We start from the raw sequence: 15,107 nt of genomic DNA on the forward strand, positions 1-15,107 counted from the left end.
AACATCTCAAATACTACCTCTTTGAGAGGAAAGCAGCGCAAAGTCTCTTCCTGCTGCTTGTGGCTTCTAATCTTTAGCCACTTTAACGCTGGCCTCTTGCCAGCCATTCTAACTTTGATATAATTCTTTCTATCTGGGCATGGAATTTACCTGTACGCGCCCCCTGGGAACGGAACTTCTTTCCGTATACCCGTGAAAAAGATTATTATTCCATTCCAGGTAAGTCTAAACTATTTGGCTGGTTGAGGCCAGCTTAGATCCTAATCAAAGCTGGTTCCTCGCATCACGTGCAAGGTTGTATACTTACCTTTGCTCGGAATGGAAAACTCATGCCCTAATTCAATTTCAAAATCACTTGCAGGGAGGTTTAATTGCTATGAATCTAAAACCTATTGCCGGGATTGATGTAGCCAAGTATTTCAGCGAAATGGTGATTATATCTCCTACAAATGAAATAATTGCCCGCTTGACTATCCGTCACAATAATCCCTCTGATTTTGATAGGGCTATTGAAATCCTTAAAAAAGTTGAAGAGGATTTCGCAGCACGCCCTATCATCGTCATGGAAGCCACAGGGCATTACCACAAAATCCTCTCCCGCTTCTTTACTTCTAATGGCTGGGATGTTTCAATTATCAATCCCATCCAATCTAATTCTATCAAAAATGCGGGAGTTAGAAAAGTAAAAAATGATAAAACCGATGCCCTGTGGATTGCATTAACTTTTAGACTTACTGACTCTACTGTAGTACAACCTTCATCTGAAATCCTCGACTGCTTGAAAAACCTATGCCGCCAGTATTACAACCTCAGTGATGAACTAACCTCTTACAAATACAGACTTACTTCTGTCGTCGATCAAATTATGCTCAATTTCAAAGAGGTCTTCCCTGACATTTGTTCTAAAACATCCTTGGCTATACTTGAAAACTACCCAACTCCAACCGATATCTTAGGCGCTGACAGCGAAAAACTTATTTCCATCATTCAGCTAACCTCTAAAAAAAGCTATCAATGGGCCAAAGAAAAATATGAATTACTTGTCGCAAAAGCTAAACAGTTTCAACCTTTTTCTATATCAGACTTAGCAACTGTTACTATGCTTAAAGTCTATATTAACATGGTCCTGAATTTACAGCAGAATATCGACAAAATTTTTGAAGCCATAAATCAACTTGTTCAGCAATCTTCGCAATCTCAGCCTTCACTCATGGAAAATATTAACCTCCTTCAATCTATCCCCGGCATAGGTTTTCTATCCGCTGCAACTATCCTTGCTGAAATAGGTGATTTCGAAAAATTTTCAAAACCCAACAAGCTTGTTGCTTTCTTTGGTGTAGATCCTTCCGTAAATCAATCGGGGCAATTTGTTGGCACAAAAAATAAAATGTCTAAACGTGGTTCTAAAATCTTGCGAAGAATCTTATTTACAATTGCTCTTGCCAATATCAGAACAAAAAGAAATTCTAAACCTTGTAATCCTGTATTATTCGAATACTATCAGAAAAAGTGCCAACAAAAGCCCAAAAAAGTTGCATTAGGTGCTGTTATGAGAAAAATTATTTGTATTATCTTTGCTGTTATGCGCGATAAAAAACCTTTTGAACTTAGAACTCCAGAAGAACATATTCAAAAATACTTTAATAAAACTGCAGTTTGTAGTGCATAAACAATTGTTCTGTTTACGAAACATTAGTTAACAATAACACTACTCAGCCTCCATATGTTATGTCAACTTCTAATGGATGGCTTACCTTTTTGCGCCCTCTTTAAAGAATCTTATACCATAAAATGGTGTCAAAATTTTTTAAAAAAACTCTTGACTTTAATTAGCTGGTCTTTGATGATTGTTTCAATACTAATTATACAGTGGGCACAATTTTATTTTAACCCCCTCAAGAGAAGTAGGAAATTAATTCTTAAAAGATATAAGAAGCTTAAGCCTGAGCAGAGAGAAGAATTAGAAGTAATGTTTTTATATGCACCGGAATTAAGGATAGCTCACAGATTGAAGGAAGAATTTAACGAAGTATTAGGAAGTAAGACATGTGATGAAGTAAAGGAGAAGCTCAAGAAATGGATAGAGATAGTAGAGGCAAGTAATTTAGAAGAATTCCAAAGATGTGTACAGGTATTTAGAAATTGGTTTTCAGAAATAGTGGAATCATTTGATGTGCCGTATACAAATAGTTTGACAGAAGGATTTAACAACAAGATAAAGGTGTTAAAGAGGAAGGCATATGGATTTAGGAATTTTGAAAGGTTTAGGAAGAGGATACTGTATTGTTGTACAGACTAAGAATATGGTAGAGGTAAATATTTAAAAGTTTCCATTTTTAATAAGCGATAGAAGTTGTTGATGAGTTTTTACAATCAAATAGTTATAATTGTTATTGATGTAATTAAATGCATGCTTAATTAAACTGAAAGGTGAGCATTCAGAACACCCACCCCAACTCTTGACAAAGGGCCTAAATTTTAGAAATTATGGTATTAACTGTTTTAGTTTTTGTCGAAATTTATTTATGATTCAAATCATTAAAATTAGCTTTCATAACTAATTTTGATATAGCTTAATAAACTAATTCTCTGAAAACTGAGCTTAAATACTTAGATATTATTATACAATGCTTTAAACAAATAGCTCTAAAATGTTCCATAAATAACAATAAAATACATATGATTCTAATCTTAAAAATATATAACAGTTAATAGTAACAAGTGTTGAACTCAAAAATATAAGCGGTAAATGAACTGCGTCTAATAATAAAGATTTAAAAAAAATGTGGCCTGGACTGAACCCTTTTATTTCAAAAACATCGGAGGTGATAAATGAATGAATAGTAAAATTTTTATTAATCCTATACCTATTACCATGGATGAGGTCTACAATGCTTCTTTATCACATTTGGAAATGGAGTCACCGTCTCATGTGGGTGGAGGAATAATTGCAATAGCAATTGTTGCATGCGGTGGTAAATTGGGTTCGGCCACAATAGTTACTGCAGGTACTACTATAGTAACAGTTGCTGCCTAATTATATTGTAATCTTTATTGAAATCTTTTTACTCTATGTATTTATTTTTATAATTTAGGTTTTATGAAGGTTCAGTCCAGGTCTGAATTTAAAGAAGTGAGGGGAGAAACTATGAGTAAAGAACAAATCATAAAATATAAATATGCCGAAGAGAAAAAAATAATACCACTTCCAAACGACGATATTATTATTTTAGATGTTTCATCGCCCAACTGGTTAAAAACATCAATTACAGGAAAATATTTATTAGAAGAAATGAAAGAACCTAAAACAATAGATGAATTAACTGCTAAAATATCTCAGGTTTACGGCTTACCAATAGACGTAGTTAAGCCTATTATTCGTGAGACTGTAGAAAAATTTTATGAAACAGGTGTTGTTATAAGGATAGATAAAGACAACAAATTTACTTCGAGGGAAAAGCAGAAAATTGAATCATTAGGACTACAACAAATATGGATTAATGTAACATATGCCTGTAATTTAAATTGTTCTCATTGTTTTGCACGTATGAAAGGAGATACAGGCTTTATACCTGCTAATGATTTAATTCGTATATTTAAAGAAGCTCAAAGCTTGGGAGTTCAGGAGATAGTGATATCTGGGGGCGAACCAACACTCCATCCTGAATTAGAAAATATATTAAGAGAAGCAAGAAAAATAGGTGATTGGAAGATTAAGTTGATAACTAATGGATACTTATCTGGTAATCCTGAAAATGAAAGAAAAATAAAATCTCTTTGTAACTACGTTGATGATATCCAGGTTTCTTTTGATGGGATAAAACCTGAAACTCATGATGCTATTAGAGGGAAAGGTTCTTTTGAAAAAGCGTATCGATTTATGTTTTTATTGTCAGAAGTTGAAAGCATTAAAACAGGTATTTCATTTACGCCATTACCAAAAAATATAAATGAGATTCCAAAATTATTTAATTTTGCAATTCAAGTTAAAGCAACTTATATACACTTAAATCGGCCTAAGTATCCCCTTAATACTTTGGCTTTTCCGTCATTAGACTTATTCATGTCACAACAATTTGCTGAAGAAGCTTTTACTGCTTATGATAAACTTGTACAAGAATTCTATAAATCCTTCGAGGATATGAGAAATCTTAATGTTAGACTTCCAATTATCGATACAAGTTTTGATCCAGCTTCTGAATTACTAAGCCCACTTAAAAAAGAAAGGTGTAGTGCTGGTATATTGACAATTGCAATTGATCCAAAGGGAGATGTATTTCCTTGTGCTGCCTTAATGAGAAGAGAAATGTTATATTTTGGCAATGTTTTTGAGGAAGGACTTGAAAAGATTTATAAAAGAGGACGCGATAAAATGATAGAGTTATTTTCAGTTGAAAAAAATGATAAATGCAAAGAATGTTTGTTTCGATATTTCTGTGGTGGTGGATGTAGAGCAACTGCCAAGGATTTGAAGGAATGTGATTATTTATGTGATATATTCCAAAAGCGCTTTATAGATTTTTGGAAAAGGATTTCTCTGCCTGTAATAAGAACTTATGCAAATAAGATTTACGAAACAAGAGAAGGAGGTATAAAAAGATTGACATGTTAGAAAAAAGACAATTAATTATGCAAAATATTACAACAGAACAACCGCTGAACGGCTGTATTAGAATAGTTAACAGTGAATATGAAATTTATCTTGGTACTCTCCAGGGATTGATTTGGAGAAAAATAAGTGAAAATGGACAATTGACAATAGGAGAACTTTATCAACTATTAATTTCAGAAAACATTAATATCAGCTATGATGAATTAGTAGAAGTAGTATCTGTGTTTTTGCGTTATGGTTTGGTTGTAATACGAGATGAATTATGGTAATATGGGGGGAAGAATAATGACGCGGTCACATGTTATATTAATTCAAGCCTGCAAATTCTCATTAATTACTGAAAAGTACAAAGAAAGGTATCCTTATCCACCTTTTGGATTGATTTGCCTTGCTAATATATTGAAGATGAATGGATATGATGTAACTATTATAGACTTATACTTAGAGCCACTAAGCAAAAGAGAATTTGTTAAAAAACTTACACAAAGTAAAAGACCATTATTAATCGGTATATCAAGCTATACTGATTCTATTCTAGATGCTTATAAAATAGCTGAAACTGCCAAAGAAATTTATTATGATGTTCCAATAATTATGGGCGGTCCCCATGTTAGTTTTATGTTTGAAGAAGTTATGAAAGATTGCTATGCTGTAGACTTTTGTTGCTTAGGAGAAGGTGAACCTGTTTTAGTTGAATTATTAGAGTATCTACAGTATGGAGTTCCAAATTTAAAAGATATATATGGACTTGTGTACCGTAACAGTTTAGGACAATGTATTGCTAATCCTAAAAGAGGCTTTATAGATTCTCTTGATATTATGCCTTTTCCATGGTTTTCTGAAAAGGTCCAATCTATAATTAGAGAAGGAGAAGGTTTTGTTTTTGTATCCAGCCGAGGGTGTCCTGGAGAATGTATTTTTTGTGCTTCGAGAGCTCTATCGGGTCCAAAATATCGCTGCCACTCAGCTGAGTGGTTAGCAAGTCTTATCTATTACTATTACAAACTTTTATCCTTTAAAATGTTTGGACCTTTAGATGATACTTTTACAGCTAATCGAATAAGGTTGAAAAAGTTTTTAAGTTATTTAAAAATTTTAGAAATTAACATTCCTTGGTCGTGTAAGAGTAGAGTTGATGTTATTGATGGAGAATTGGTGGAGATATTGTATAAATCAAAATGCATATCTGTTCATATTGGTGTAGAAAGTGGCGATGATGAAGTTCTTAAATCTATTGAAAAAAGGATAACTGTAGAAAAAGTATTAAAAGCAATTACACTATTAGCTTCAAAAGGTATTCGTGCAGAATGTTCTTTTATTATTGGTCATCCAAGTGATACATTAGAATCTATTGAAAGAACCCTTATTTTAGCTGACAAATTTAGATAAATGTGGTGTAGCAATATCTGTGATGGGAATTTGCACTCCTTTTCCTGGTACGAAAATATGGAATAGACTTAAACTGTATGAACTACAATATGGATTGAAAATTCATACATATAATTGGCGTTTATATGATTTAGGAACGCCTATCTTCAGTACTAATAATTTTACATTAGATGATTTAAGGAGGGCATTTTTTTATTTTAACTATTTAAGAAAAACAGGACAAATATTACCATTGTTGACTAAGTACAATCATAGTAACTACATTAAAATGATTGATGATTATTTAAGTATAATCCATAAAATTAGAAGTACAAATGAAGATGAGGTGAATCAGAAAAATGATGTATGAGTTTCTTGTTGGCTTTCGTGTTGTTTTAAGATGTCAAAACAATTTAACATTTGCAGGTATATTAAAAGATATTATTGTAAAGGACGATAAAAAATATGTTTGGATAGTAACCGATGAGATATCACAATTTGGGATTCTTTGCCCTGTAGACTTTATTTATGAAATGATAAAAGTACCTATTTAAATCTTTTTAAAGGAGAAAAGGAAAACATGATAGAATATTTATATTATGTGATTATTATATTATCTCTATGGGCTGTATTACCCCTATTGTTTATGTTGTTGATTTCTATGTTAGCATATTTTTTCAAGAAAAATGATTTTATAATTAGACGTATTATGAAAATTGGATTAGGTCTTGGAAAGGAAAATGATGATGGAATCCAGATGCAAGTGAAGCATTTTGATTGTGGAAAGGCAGTTTTAAGCCAGATTTTAATGGATTTTGAGCTTTTTCATGCTGATTTATCATTGCCAGAACCTAGTTCAATGAAAGATATTGTTGAAGTTGCCTCAAAGCATGGTTGCTTAGCTTACGGTTATAGTGAAGCAACACTCACGCTAATTGAAGAGAGTATTAAAAGGAATGGCAAAGTTATGACACTTTTAAAAATTTATTATCCATTTGAGGGGTGGTGGGTAAAACCTACCAAATTAATGTTAAAAGTGCTATGTGGGAAAGAAGATTTGTATCATTGGGTTATGATAGAGAAAATACACGAGAAATATATTTACATTATTGATCCTTATTTCGGTAAAATAAAATTGTCAAGATATTCTTTTGAAGATTGTTGGACAAAAAAAGTTATTTTTATTTATAATCCACTTACTCGTAGCAAAACTATTGCAAAAAGAGGGGAGGATAACATATGTATCCCATAGAAACTATAGAGCTTACAAAGATTTATCGCAAAACTTCTCAAGGGATTGAAGGAATAGAAAAGATAAGTCTTAAGCTTTCAGAGGGACAGATACTGTCGTTGTTAGGACCTAATGGTGCAGGAAAAACTACTTTCATTAAAATAATTACTTCACAAATATTACCTGACAGTGGTGAAGTATTTATTTATGGAAATCCACTTTGCAAAATAATTAAAGAATCTCAAATTTTAATTCGACAACAAATTGGATATTTGCCAGAAACGCCGTTTTTCTACGCCAAATTAACAGGTTGGGAATTTGCAAGATTTATGGAGAGTATATATAATTGTCCTTTAGAAGAAGGTGGTAGTTTAAGTTTTCATAGTATCGCAGACGCTTTTAATTTGACTTCTCACTTAAATAAATTAATAGCTTCTTATTCGCAAGGCATGTTACGTAAACTTGTTCTTTGTTTTGCAATAACTTTTGGCAAAAAAATTATTATTCTTGATGAACCTTCAAACGGTTTAGATCCTGATAGTTATTTGACATTAAAAGATATCTTGCGCGAATGTAGAGCTCAGAAAAGAGCTATTTTGCTTTCTACACATCATTTATCTTTAGCCCAAGAGATTGCAGATGAAATTGCAATATTTCATCAGGGGCATATAAAATGTAAAGTAAAAAACGATGGTTCAGTAGAAGTATTATACAAAAAAATAATTCACGAGGTGAAAAATATAGAATGAAGCTATATAAAGCTTTTTTTTCTTCTGCTTTTATACGCGCTGTTCGAACAATAGGTATACCATTAAATTGTGAGTGTTCTAAAAAAAGAATCTTACTGAGTATTTTTACTTTGGCTTTAGGGATACTATTTTTTATTTTGAGTTTACATTACGTGCCAGAGTCTTTTAAAATTTATCTTCCTTCTTTATTGATTGAAAAGTGGCTTGCTATTGTAATTTTTACTATTGGAGTTGGTAACTTAATTGGTCTTTTAAAATTTGAGTATGGAGAACGAGAAGAAATCATGTTTATGCTATCGTTACCTATATCACGTCAGTTCATTGTTAATTGGAAAATAACAACTCAGATACTAGAATTTTGTATAATTATGCTAATACTGCTGTTATTTGTTGTTCCATGGGGCAGTGAGGCTATAAAGTGGGAAATTTTTTGTGTCCAATGGTTTGTTCTTTTTCTTCTTACGATAGCTAGTCTAATGTGGGGCATGGTAGTTTCTGCATTAATAGCTAAAAAAATAACCAATGAACTATTGCGAAAAGTAGTAACTTATGGATTAGTGTTATTTTTCTTTGTGATGTCGATAATAGCAGTTTTACACATTGATACAAGTTTTATTTTTAAGCTATACAATAATGCGTGGTATTGGATAGCAACTACTAATCTTCTATTAGTGTTGGTAGCATTATCGATAAAGGCGACATGTACTTACTTTTCTGCATTTTTTGAAATTTTAAATATTTCTAATAGTCGCACAGAAACTAGAAATTATGGTAAAAATAAATGGGGCAGTTTTATGACTGCAACAGCTAAAAAGGATTGTCTTTACTACTTAAGAGAAATAGATCAATTAATTCAAATGTTAATTATATTTGTTATTATAATAATTTCATTATCGAAATTCTCTTGGTTTGAAAAATATAGCATTTTGCTTATATTGTTGTGTCTTCCATACAGTTTTTCCGGGATAATTACATTACATTTGATTGGCAGAGATGGGGTAGCTTTAAACTTAATTAAGATGCTGAGAGGTACATTAAAAAATTATTATTTAATGCGAACTGTACTGTCTTATATTTTCGTCTTAATACCGACGTTGATATCCTATATTTTTCTATCAATTCTTTTCTATAAAGAAGGATTTTATATCCAAAATATATTGTTGATATTATTATTTAGTTTTATTTTTGTTATGTTAGCAATGGGTATCTCAGTTCTATTTCTACAAAAGAAAAATGGAAATATATACCTTCAAAAAAGAGGTGTTTCTGTGTTAGGGGAAATTTTTTATTGGGTTGTAGGAATTGTTTTGCCTATAGCATTAACTCGATGGGCAAACAATGGATATAAGATAAGTAATGTTCCATTGGGGTTTATTGTGATAGCAATAGTTACCATAGTTACAATAATTAGTATTTTTATAGTTGGTTATCTCTACATTGATAAGGTAAATGATTAATTGTAGGACAACTCGCTGTAATTTTATATGAGCGTTCTTGCAATGAACGAAAATAATTGAAAATGAAGTGTAATTCAGATTTGCATGAAGGAGATACCTCCTGATAAAATTCAGAATGTAAGTTGGACAACTTATGACAAAATACAACAAAGGAGGTACCCTCGTCATTGTGATTCTTAGCAAGGTAGTTTGACCTTTTCAATAACGCATAGCAACTGAGCACGGTTTTCTAAAAGTTGTTTCAAAACTAATTAGGATGAGTTAAAGACCAACAGGATGAAGTGAACAGAAAGCTGAAGTGATGGTAAGGCTATTGAGCTTGAAATATAACGGTGTAAATTTGAAATTTGAAAGAAGCATATAAAAAAATTTGTAGCAATGGAAGGAAATAATATAAAATATTGGACGAAATTGTAAAAAAACGTAAAGATGATAAAAAAGCAAATTAAGGAAACATGGGATAATGTACCAATTTTAGCAAGAGGAAAAGTTAATTTGACGTTTGGAATACTAAAAGGTTTAAGCATTGGGAGATTTCTTAAATGCAGTCTTATTTTTGTAAAAAATTTCTCTACAAACACTTGACACTATCAAAAAGCTCCCTCCTCTTGGTAGAAGAGAAAAAATGATGTAGAATATAAGGTTGAAAAAACTAAAAAAGAAAAGGAAAAACAAACCAAAGGAGGGAGCAAAATGACTAAAAATATTGTATCAAAAATAGAAGAACTTTTAAAGACTTTTGAGGACGGATTAGAGAAGATAGTGCGAAGGGAGAAAGATTTAACAGAATATTCAATTGAGCTCAAGAAGCAATTGGACCAGATAGGTAAGGAGATGATAGAGGAGGCATGTAAATTTATAGAGGAATCAGCAAAAGAAAACGAAGAGAGGAAGAAGAGGTATGAGGTTGTAAGGAAAGACAAGAGAAGTTTAAAGACAATATTTGGGGATATTGAATATGAGAGGACGTATTATAAGGAGAGACTTGTCAAGAATTTTGTGTTTCCATTTCATAGCGTATATTGTAGAGCTGTAATATATTGTAACTACATTTTTTAAGAATAGGTACTCCGTTTTTCCACTTGCCCCGACGCAAGTTTTCTCTTTGTAAATATATGTTTATCTCTAAAACTTCTACAGATTGAAAATAACCACCGGAGTTTATTCTTATCTTTTCAATCATACTGTTTACGCTTTCTACAGCATTAGTAGTATAAATGTACTTTCTTAAATCTTCAGGATACCTCATATGTGCAAGATAGAACTCTGCTTTTTCGCAAATACCTTTTATGAATCGAGGATATTTTGAGGAGTATTGCTCACAAAGAAGTTTGAACTTTGAAATAGCTTCGTCAAAATCAGCAGAGGAAGTTCTTAGTTTATCAAGCTCTTTGTTGAAAACGGAAGCATCATCTTTTGCCATATGTTTTCTGACATTGCGTTGAAGGTGAACAAAACATAGTTGATGGTCGGCAAGGGGATAAGCGAGTCTAACAGCATCGATAATGCCTGGAAAATCATCGCTTACAACTATTAAGACTTTTTTAAGACCTCTTGTAATTAAGTCGTCAAAGACTCTCATCCAATCGGCTTTGTTTTCTTTGCCGAAGAAAGTGTAGATACCGAAGATATCTTTTTTGCCTTCTAAATCAATGCCAAGCACGACATAGCAAGTAGCTTGTTTAACTTTTGAGTTATCTTTAATTTCGCAATGGTAACCGTCAATGATAAGAGCAAAAGCACTTTCAGGAAGTTCTCTTTGTTTGAAAAGTTGAAGCTCGTTTTTAAGATCGTTTTTGATTTTTTCGATTTCGTCTTCAGAATAAGGCAGATTCATGCTTTTAAGAGTTTGGACAAGAGAACTTTCTGAGTAACCATTGGCGACTAAAGACATGAGCAGGTCAGTGTATGAGCTGTCAACCCTTTTGTAGCGGTCAGGGAGAATGGAAGGTCGAAAGTTACCAGAGCGTGTGCGAGGAACAGAAATTTCAAGGCTGCCAACAGGTGTTGCAAGTTTTCTGCCGTAAAAACCATTGCCTTTATCGTTTTCGTTTTTAGCAAGGTAAACAGTTCTTTCTGATAACATAAAGCAATCGAGCAAGTTTTCCAAAAGCTGTTTTAAAGCTGGGCGAGTAGGATCATCTTTGGAGCAATACATATTTAATACTTGCTCGATAGCCATATTTTTAGCGGTTTCAAAAATTTCATTTTTCTCCATAATCGTGAGCCCCCCTTTGGTGATTATTTCAACACTAATTATACAGTGGACACAATTTTATTTTAACTCCCAGAGCAACCAAAAGAGAGTTAGAGACAGCTCACTGGTTTACAATTGCTTCTGCCATTGATATGGACTACAGAAAGCTTTTGATTGCACTTTTAGACCAAGGCACAGAGCTATTCTCTTCAATCTTTATAAAGAACCTCAAAGCTGGGAATAACAGAGAAGCTTCTCAGTGTTTAAGAACTCTTATCTTGCTTGAGTACTTAAAAGAGTGTATACACAATGAAGGTATTGAGAATCTGGTAGAGCTCAGATATCCACCATTGGAGGAAGAACTCAAGTTTTGGCAGGACAAAGGATTCACAATTCCAAAGGACATATTTCTAAAATCTAAGTCAGAAAGCGAGGCGGTTTATCAATGATAACAATTGAGAAAACTCAAACAAATGATGTATTTGAAAAAGTCTTTTCACAGCTAACAGTTGACCTTGTAAGCTATAGGTCTAATGAAATTTTAAAAGACCAAGAGTATTTGAAGACAACAGGACAAATTGATATCCTTGAGGCAAAGCTCAAAGAACTGATGAGTGATGAAGCAAAGAAAATTTATGAAGAGATTGAAGAGCTCCAGAGCTATTTATGTGCCATCTATGAACTTCACGGTTATAAGCAAGGGCTCAAAGATGGTGCAAAGCTGACAGTAAAGCTTTTGGCAGAATGAAACAGCAGATTCATGAGCCGATAGGTTTTCAGCCTGTCGGCTCTAAGGTATAAAATTTAGCCGTGTTAAGGAGGATTAAAGGCAATGAAAGTTAATCCTGTTTTGTACCTTAAAGCTGCCAAGAGATTGAGCTCAAACTTTGTGCGTGGCAATCAATTAGGCTTAATACCTGAAGAAGAAATTAAAGAAATCTCACCAAAGATTGCATATTATCTTTTGAAGTATGTAATTACTAAACCAGAACCTGAGTTTATAACAAAAGGAGAGGTTAACGCTGAACTTTCGCTCCATTGGACTATACTACAATTCTTTTCTCAGATGACACCAGGGCAGTTTATGAATATTTTCCCTATCAAGAAATTTTACAAAGGTCACAAATATGGCATTAAAGACTACTACACAACAAAAGCAATGCTCAGCAAAGTTGATATGAACAGTCCTATTGGTGACAAGGTTATTGATTTTTTATGGGATTATGTCAACGACGACATAGAAGAATTTCTTGTAAGATACATGGTCACAATCAGCAATTTAAGAAGATTTGAAGGCAAACCAACTATTGCCGAGGAGATAGCAAAAGAGCTTGGAGTTAAAACTTATAGGTTATATCAAGACAGCCAAGGCAAAAAGTTTTTATTTGACGAACAAACAGGTAAAACAATAAGAGTAAGGGAAAGGCCAAAACATTTGAAAATTATCAAAGGCAGACGGTATGGGGATGTTTAAAATTTTGCTCAAGTTTAACAGACCGTGCGGGCCAGCTTTGCGCATGCAAACTTCCCTTTATTTCGCAAAAGGGGTATCCTTATTTGGGGATACCTTTTTTGTTGCAAACACATAGCAAGACTATGACAAAATTCGACATAAAAGCTTTGCAGATGGTATAATCATTGTAGGAACATAAGTTTGAGGTGATTTCAAAATGCCATACTATGACTGGGAAAGTTTAAAACGTGAGTTTATGCTTGGGGAGTTTAAGACTCTCAAAGAGTTTGCAGAAGCCAAAAATATAAGCTATGGATTTTTGAGAAACAGAGCAAAAGGTTGGACTCAGGAGAAAAGACAACTTAGCAAAACCAAGAATCAGCTTGTGGTTGAAAAAACTCTACAAAAGCAAATAGAAAAAGCAAGCGACTACAATACTTTGCACGTTAAGTTTTGGGACAGACTTCTTGATTTGGTGTGGCAGGCTTTGCATGATGAGAAAACCATCAAAACCAAGGATGGCAAAATAAACATTTATGCACTTGAAAAACTGGCTTTGGTGGTTGAGAGGGTGCAGAAAGGACAGAGGCTTGCTCTTGGACTTGATGATAAAAAGGACACTGGCAACGAGGAACTACTCCAGAGGATGAGAGAGATTGTTCAAGCAATTAATGAGGTAAATGACGTTACTGTTTTGAACTAAGCTGCAAAGGAGTGATTACAACAAATGCAGCAAACAGCTTTACCGCAGCTTACAGAATCCCAGAGACAGCTTCTAATTGTCGACAACTTAAAGCTTGTGTATCATGTTGCAAATAAATTTATGCCATGTCCAAAAGGCTATTACTATGAAGTGGAGGACCTTGTCAGTGAAGGCTATATTGGTCTTGTTGTTGCAGCAAAGAACTATGACCCTACCAAAGGCAGTTTTTCTACTTATGCTTGTAAGGTGATTGAGAGCAAGATAAAAAGAAGCTTGCCAAAATACAAGTTATCTTGTGCCATCTCTTTGGACAGTCCAGTATCAAAAGAACCAGAAGAAGATACATCTACAGTTGCAGATACAATATCAGATGGTTATTCAGTTGAAAAAGAAGTAATTAGAAAAGACACTATTGATAAACTGCAAAGGTATTTTGATACCTTGACTGATGAGGAAAAAGAGAGGGTTTTATATTACATCTCCACAGGAAAGAATCCACCTGCAAGTGATAAGGTGTTCAAAAAAGCAAGAAGAAAGATAATAGCCAAGATGAGACAAGAACAGTTTGAGGCAGACCTTGACGACTTGACAGTGTTTATATCCTGCCCAGCTGTGCACATAGCAAGTGGTAGTAATTTTGGCTATTCACCAGTTGAGGCAACTGTTATTGATAGAGAGGAGAAAAGAAAACAGCTTGAGGTTTTGTCTACAATACCACAGCTCAGCAAGCTTAGGGTTTTAAAACAACAAGGTGAACAGGACAGAATCAAACTTCTTGCTGCCAAGTGGGAAGTAGAAGAGTTTATTGAACGCAACTGGGATAATCTCACAGTCTATAATGTAAGACTTCTTAAAGATTACTTTGTATTTTGTCTTTCACATCTTTCGATGGTACAAAAGTATGGCAGCAAGTACAGAGAACAATTAAAAAGAGTGGTCAAAAAGTTAGCTTTGTAAAAATTTTTCTTGCGAAAAAAGCGAAAAAAGTCTTGAGAATAGGAATATCAAGGTTTTTAGTATACCTACTTTTTTCGCAGCTATTGCGAAAAAAGTCCAGAAAAAACCTAAAAACCTTGTGGCGACTGAATTACAACCTTGCGAAAAAAGTGCGAAAAAAGTCCATATACCCTATAGGGGGTATATAAGCTTCTGTATATCCCCCCACCTTGACAAGTAGGCAAGCCATCTTGAGACCGGCGGGCCCAGCTTCAAAAACCTGCACTCCACACGCACACGAGGGGGGTTAAACAAAAAGGGCTAAAAACAAACAAAGTTTTGTATTTTGGCTTAAAAAGTCTAAAATAATTTTAAAATTGCTTAAAAACAAATAAATCAGC

Annotated in this window: 15 protein-coding genes and 3 pseudogenes; 17 read left to right on the forward strand and 1 reads right to left on the reverse strand. The window is 33.4% G+C overall.

Annotated elements, in window-relative coordinates; genetic code table 11:
• Positions 1-376: 376 nt before the first annotated feature.
• From OTK00_RS01535 to OTK00_RS01590, 12 genes and pseudogenes are all read left to right on the forward strand, one after another.
• Complete coding sequence (locus OTK00_RS01535; RefSeq protein ID WP_045168742.1) at positions 377-1,669, forward strand: IS110 family RNA-guided transposase; 1,293 nt, start codon at positions 377-379, stop codon at positions 1,667-1,669.
• 228 nt (positions 1,670-1,897) lie between these two features.
• Positions 1,898-2,299: pseudogene (locus tag OTK00_RS01540) on the forward strand (ISL3 family transposase); the annotation flags it as partial.
• Between the two features lie 537 nt (positions 2,300-2,836).
• Positions 2,837-3,037: a hypothetical protein gene (locus OTK00_RS01545; protein ID WP_011916137.1), complete on the forward strand. Its 201-nt coding sequence runs from the start codon at positions 2,837-2,839 to the stop codon at positions 3,035-3,037.
• 111 nt (positions 3,038-3,148) lie between these two features.
• Positions 3,149-4,612, forward strand: coding sequence for a radical SAM/SPASM domain-containing protein (locus OTK00_RS01550; protein ID WP_011916138.1), 1,464 nt, complete (start codon positions 3,149-3,151; stop codon positions 4,610-4,612).
• Positions 4,606-4,881, forward strand: a complete 276-nt coding sequence (locus OTK00_RS01555) for a hypothetical protein (RefSeq protein WP_041722465.1) — start codon at positions 4,606-4,608, stop codon at positions 4,879-4,881. Before OTK00_RS01550 ends, OTK00_RS01555 begins: the two co-directional genes overlap by 7 nt.
• 16 nt (positions 4,882-4,897) lie before the next feature.
• The gene (locus OTK00_RS01560) at positions 4,898-6,001 is read left to right on the forward strand and encodes a B12-binding domain-containing radical SAM protein (RefSeq protein WP_045170508.1); all 1,104 of its coding nucleotides are present in this window, start codon (positions 4,898-4,900) and stop codon (positions 5,999-6,001) included.
• A gap of 338 nt (positions 6,002-6,339) precedes the next feature.
• On the forward strand, positions 6,340-6,534 hold the full coding sequence (locus OTK00_RS01565; RefSeq protein ID WP_041722466.1) for a hypothetical protein: 195 nt from the start codon (positions 6,340-6,342) through the stop codon (positions 6,532-6,534).
• Between the two features lie 155 nt (positions 6,535-6,689).
• Positions 6,690-7,232 carry a cysteine peptidase family C39 domain-containing protein gene (locus OTK00_RS01570; protein WP_268760812.1) on the forward strand — a complete coding sequence of 181 codons (543 nt, stop codon included), beginning with the start codon at positions 6,690-6,692 and terminating at the stop codon, positions 7,230-7,232.
• Positions 7,220-7,960, forward strand: a complete 741-nt coding sequence (locus OTK00_RS01575) for an ABC transporter ATP-binding protein (protein ID WP_011916141.1) — start codon at positions 7,220-7,222, stop codon at positions 7,958-7,960. Before OTK00_RS01570 ends, OTK00_RS01575 begins: the two co-directional genes overlap by 13 nt.
• Complete coding sequence (locus OTK00_RS01580) at positions 7,957-9,417, forward strand: hypothetical protein (protein WP_011916142.1); 1,461 nt, start codon at positions 7,957-7,959, stop codon at positions 9,415-9,417. Before OTK00_RS01575 ends, OTK00_RS01580 begins: the two co-directional genes overlap by 4 nt.
• A 280-nt stretch (positions 9,418-9,697) precedes the next feature.
• Positions 9,698-9,979, forward strand: a pseudogene (locus OTK00_RS01585) (ISLre2 family transposase); the annotation flags it as partial.
• Between the two features lie 131 nt (positions 9,980-10,110).
• Positions 10,111-10,422 (forward strand): annotated as a pseudogene (locus OTK00_RS01590) (UPF0236 family transposase-like protein); the annotation flags it as partial.
• Here the strand turns inward: OTK00_RS01590 and OTK00_RS01595 are convergent.
• Positions 10,406-11,635 carry an IS256-like element ISCsa2 family transposase gene (locus OTK00_RS01595; RefSeq protein WP_011915673.1) on the reverse strand — a complete coding sequence of 410 codons (1,230 nt, stop codon included), beginning with the start codon at positions 11,633-11,635 and terminating at the stop codon, positions 10,406-10,408. The pseudogene OTK00_RS01590 and the gene OTK00_RS01595 sit on opposite strands and share 17 nt — an antisense overlap.
• A gap of 131 nt (positions 11,636-11,766) precedes the next feature.
• Here OTK00_RS01595 and OTK00_RS01600 point away from each other — a divergent pair, with 131 nt between their 5' ends.
• From OTK00_RS01600 to OTK00_RS01620, 5 genes are all read left to right on the forward strand, one after another.
• Entirely contained in the window at positions 11,767-12,063 is a 297-nt protein-coding gene (locus OTK00_RS01600; protein ID WP_011916144.1) for a hypothetical protein, read from the forward strand.
• Complete coding sequence (locus tag OTK00_RS01605) at positions 12,060-12,362, forward strand: DUF6809 family protein (RefSeq protein ID WP_011916145.1); 303 nt, start codon at positions 12,060-12,062, stop codon at positions 12,360-12,362. Before OTK00_RS01600 ends, OTK00_RS01605 begins: the two co-directional genes overlap by 4 nt.
• 84 nt (positions 12,363-12,446) lie before the next feature.
• Positions 12,447-13,088, forward strand: a complete 642-nt coding sequence (locus OTK00_RS01610; protein WP_011916146.1) for a hypothetical protein — start codon at positions 12,447-12,449, stop codon at positions 13,086-13,088.
• A 196-nt stretch (positions 13,089-13,284) separates the two neighbouring features.
• Positions 13,285-13,770, forward strand: a complete 486-nt coding sequence (locus OTK00_RS01615; RefSeq protein WP_011916147.1) for a hypothetical protein — start codon at positions 13,285-13,287, stop codon at positions 13,768-13,770.
• Positions 13,771-13,794: 24 nt separating this feature from the next.
• Complete coding sequence (locus OTK00_RS01620) at positions 13,795-14,727, forward strand: sigma-70 family RNA polymerase sigma factor (protein WP_011916148.1); 933 nt, start codon at positions 13,795-13,797, stop codon at positions 14,725-14,727.
• The last annotated feature ends 380 nt before the right edge of the window (positions 14,728-15,107 follow it).

Source organism: Caldicellulosiruptor morganii (assembly GCF_026810225.1).
Classification (GTDB): domain Bacteria; phylum Bacillota; class Thermoanaerobacteria; order Caldicellulosiruptorales; family Caldicellulosiruptoraceae; genus Caldicellulosiruptor; species Caldicellulosiruptor morganii.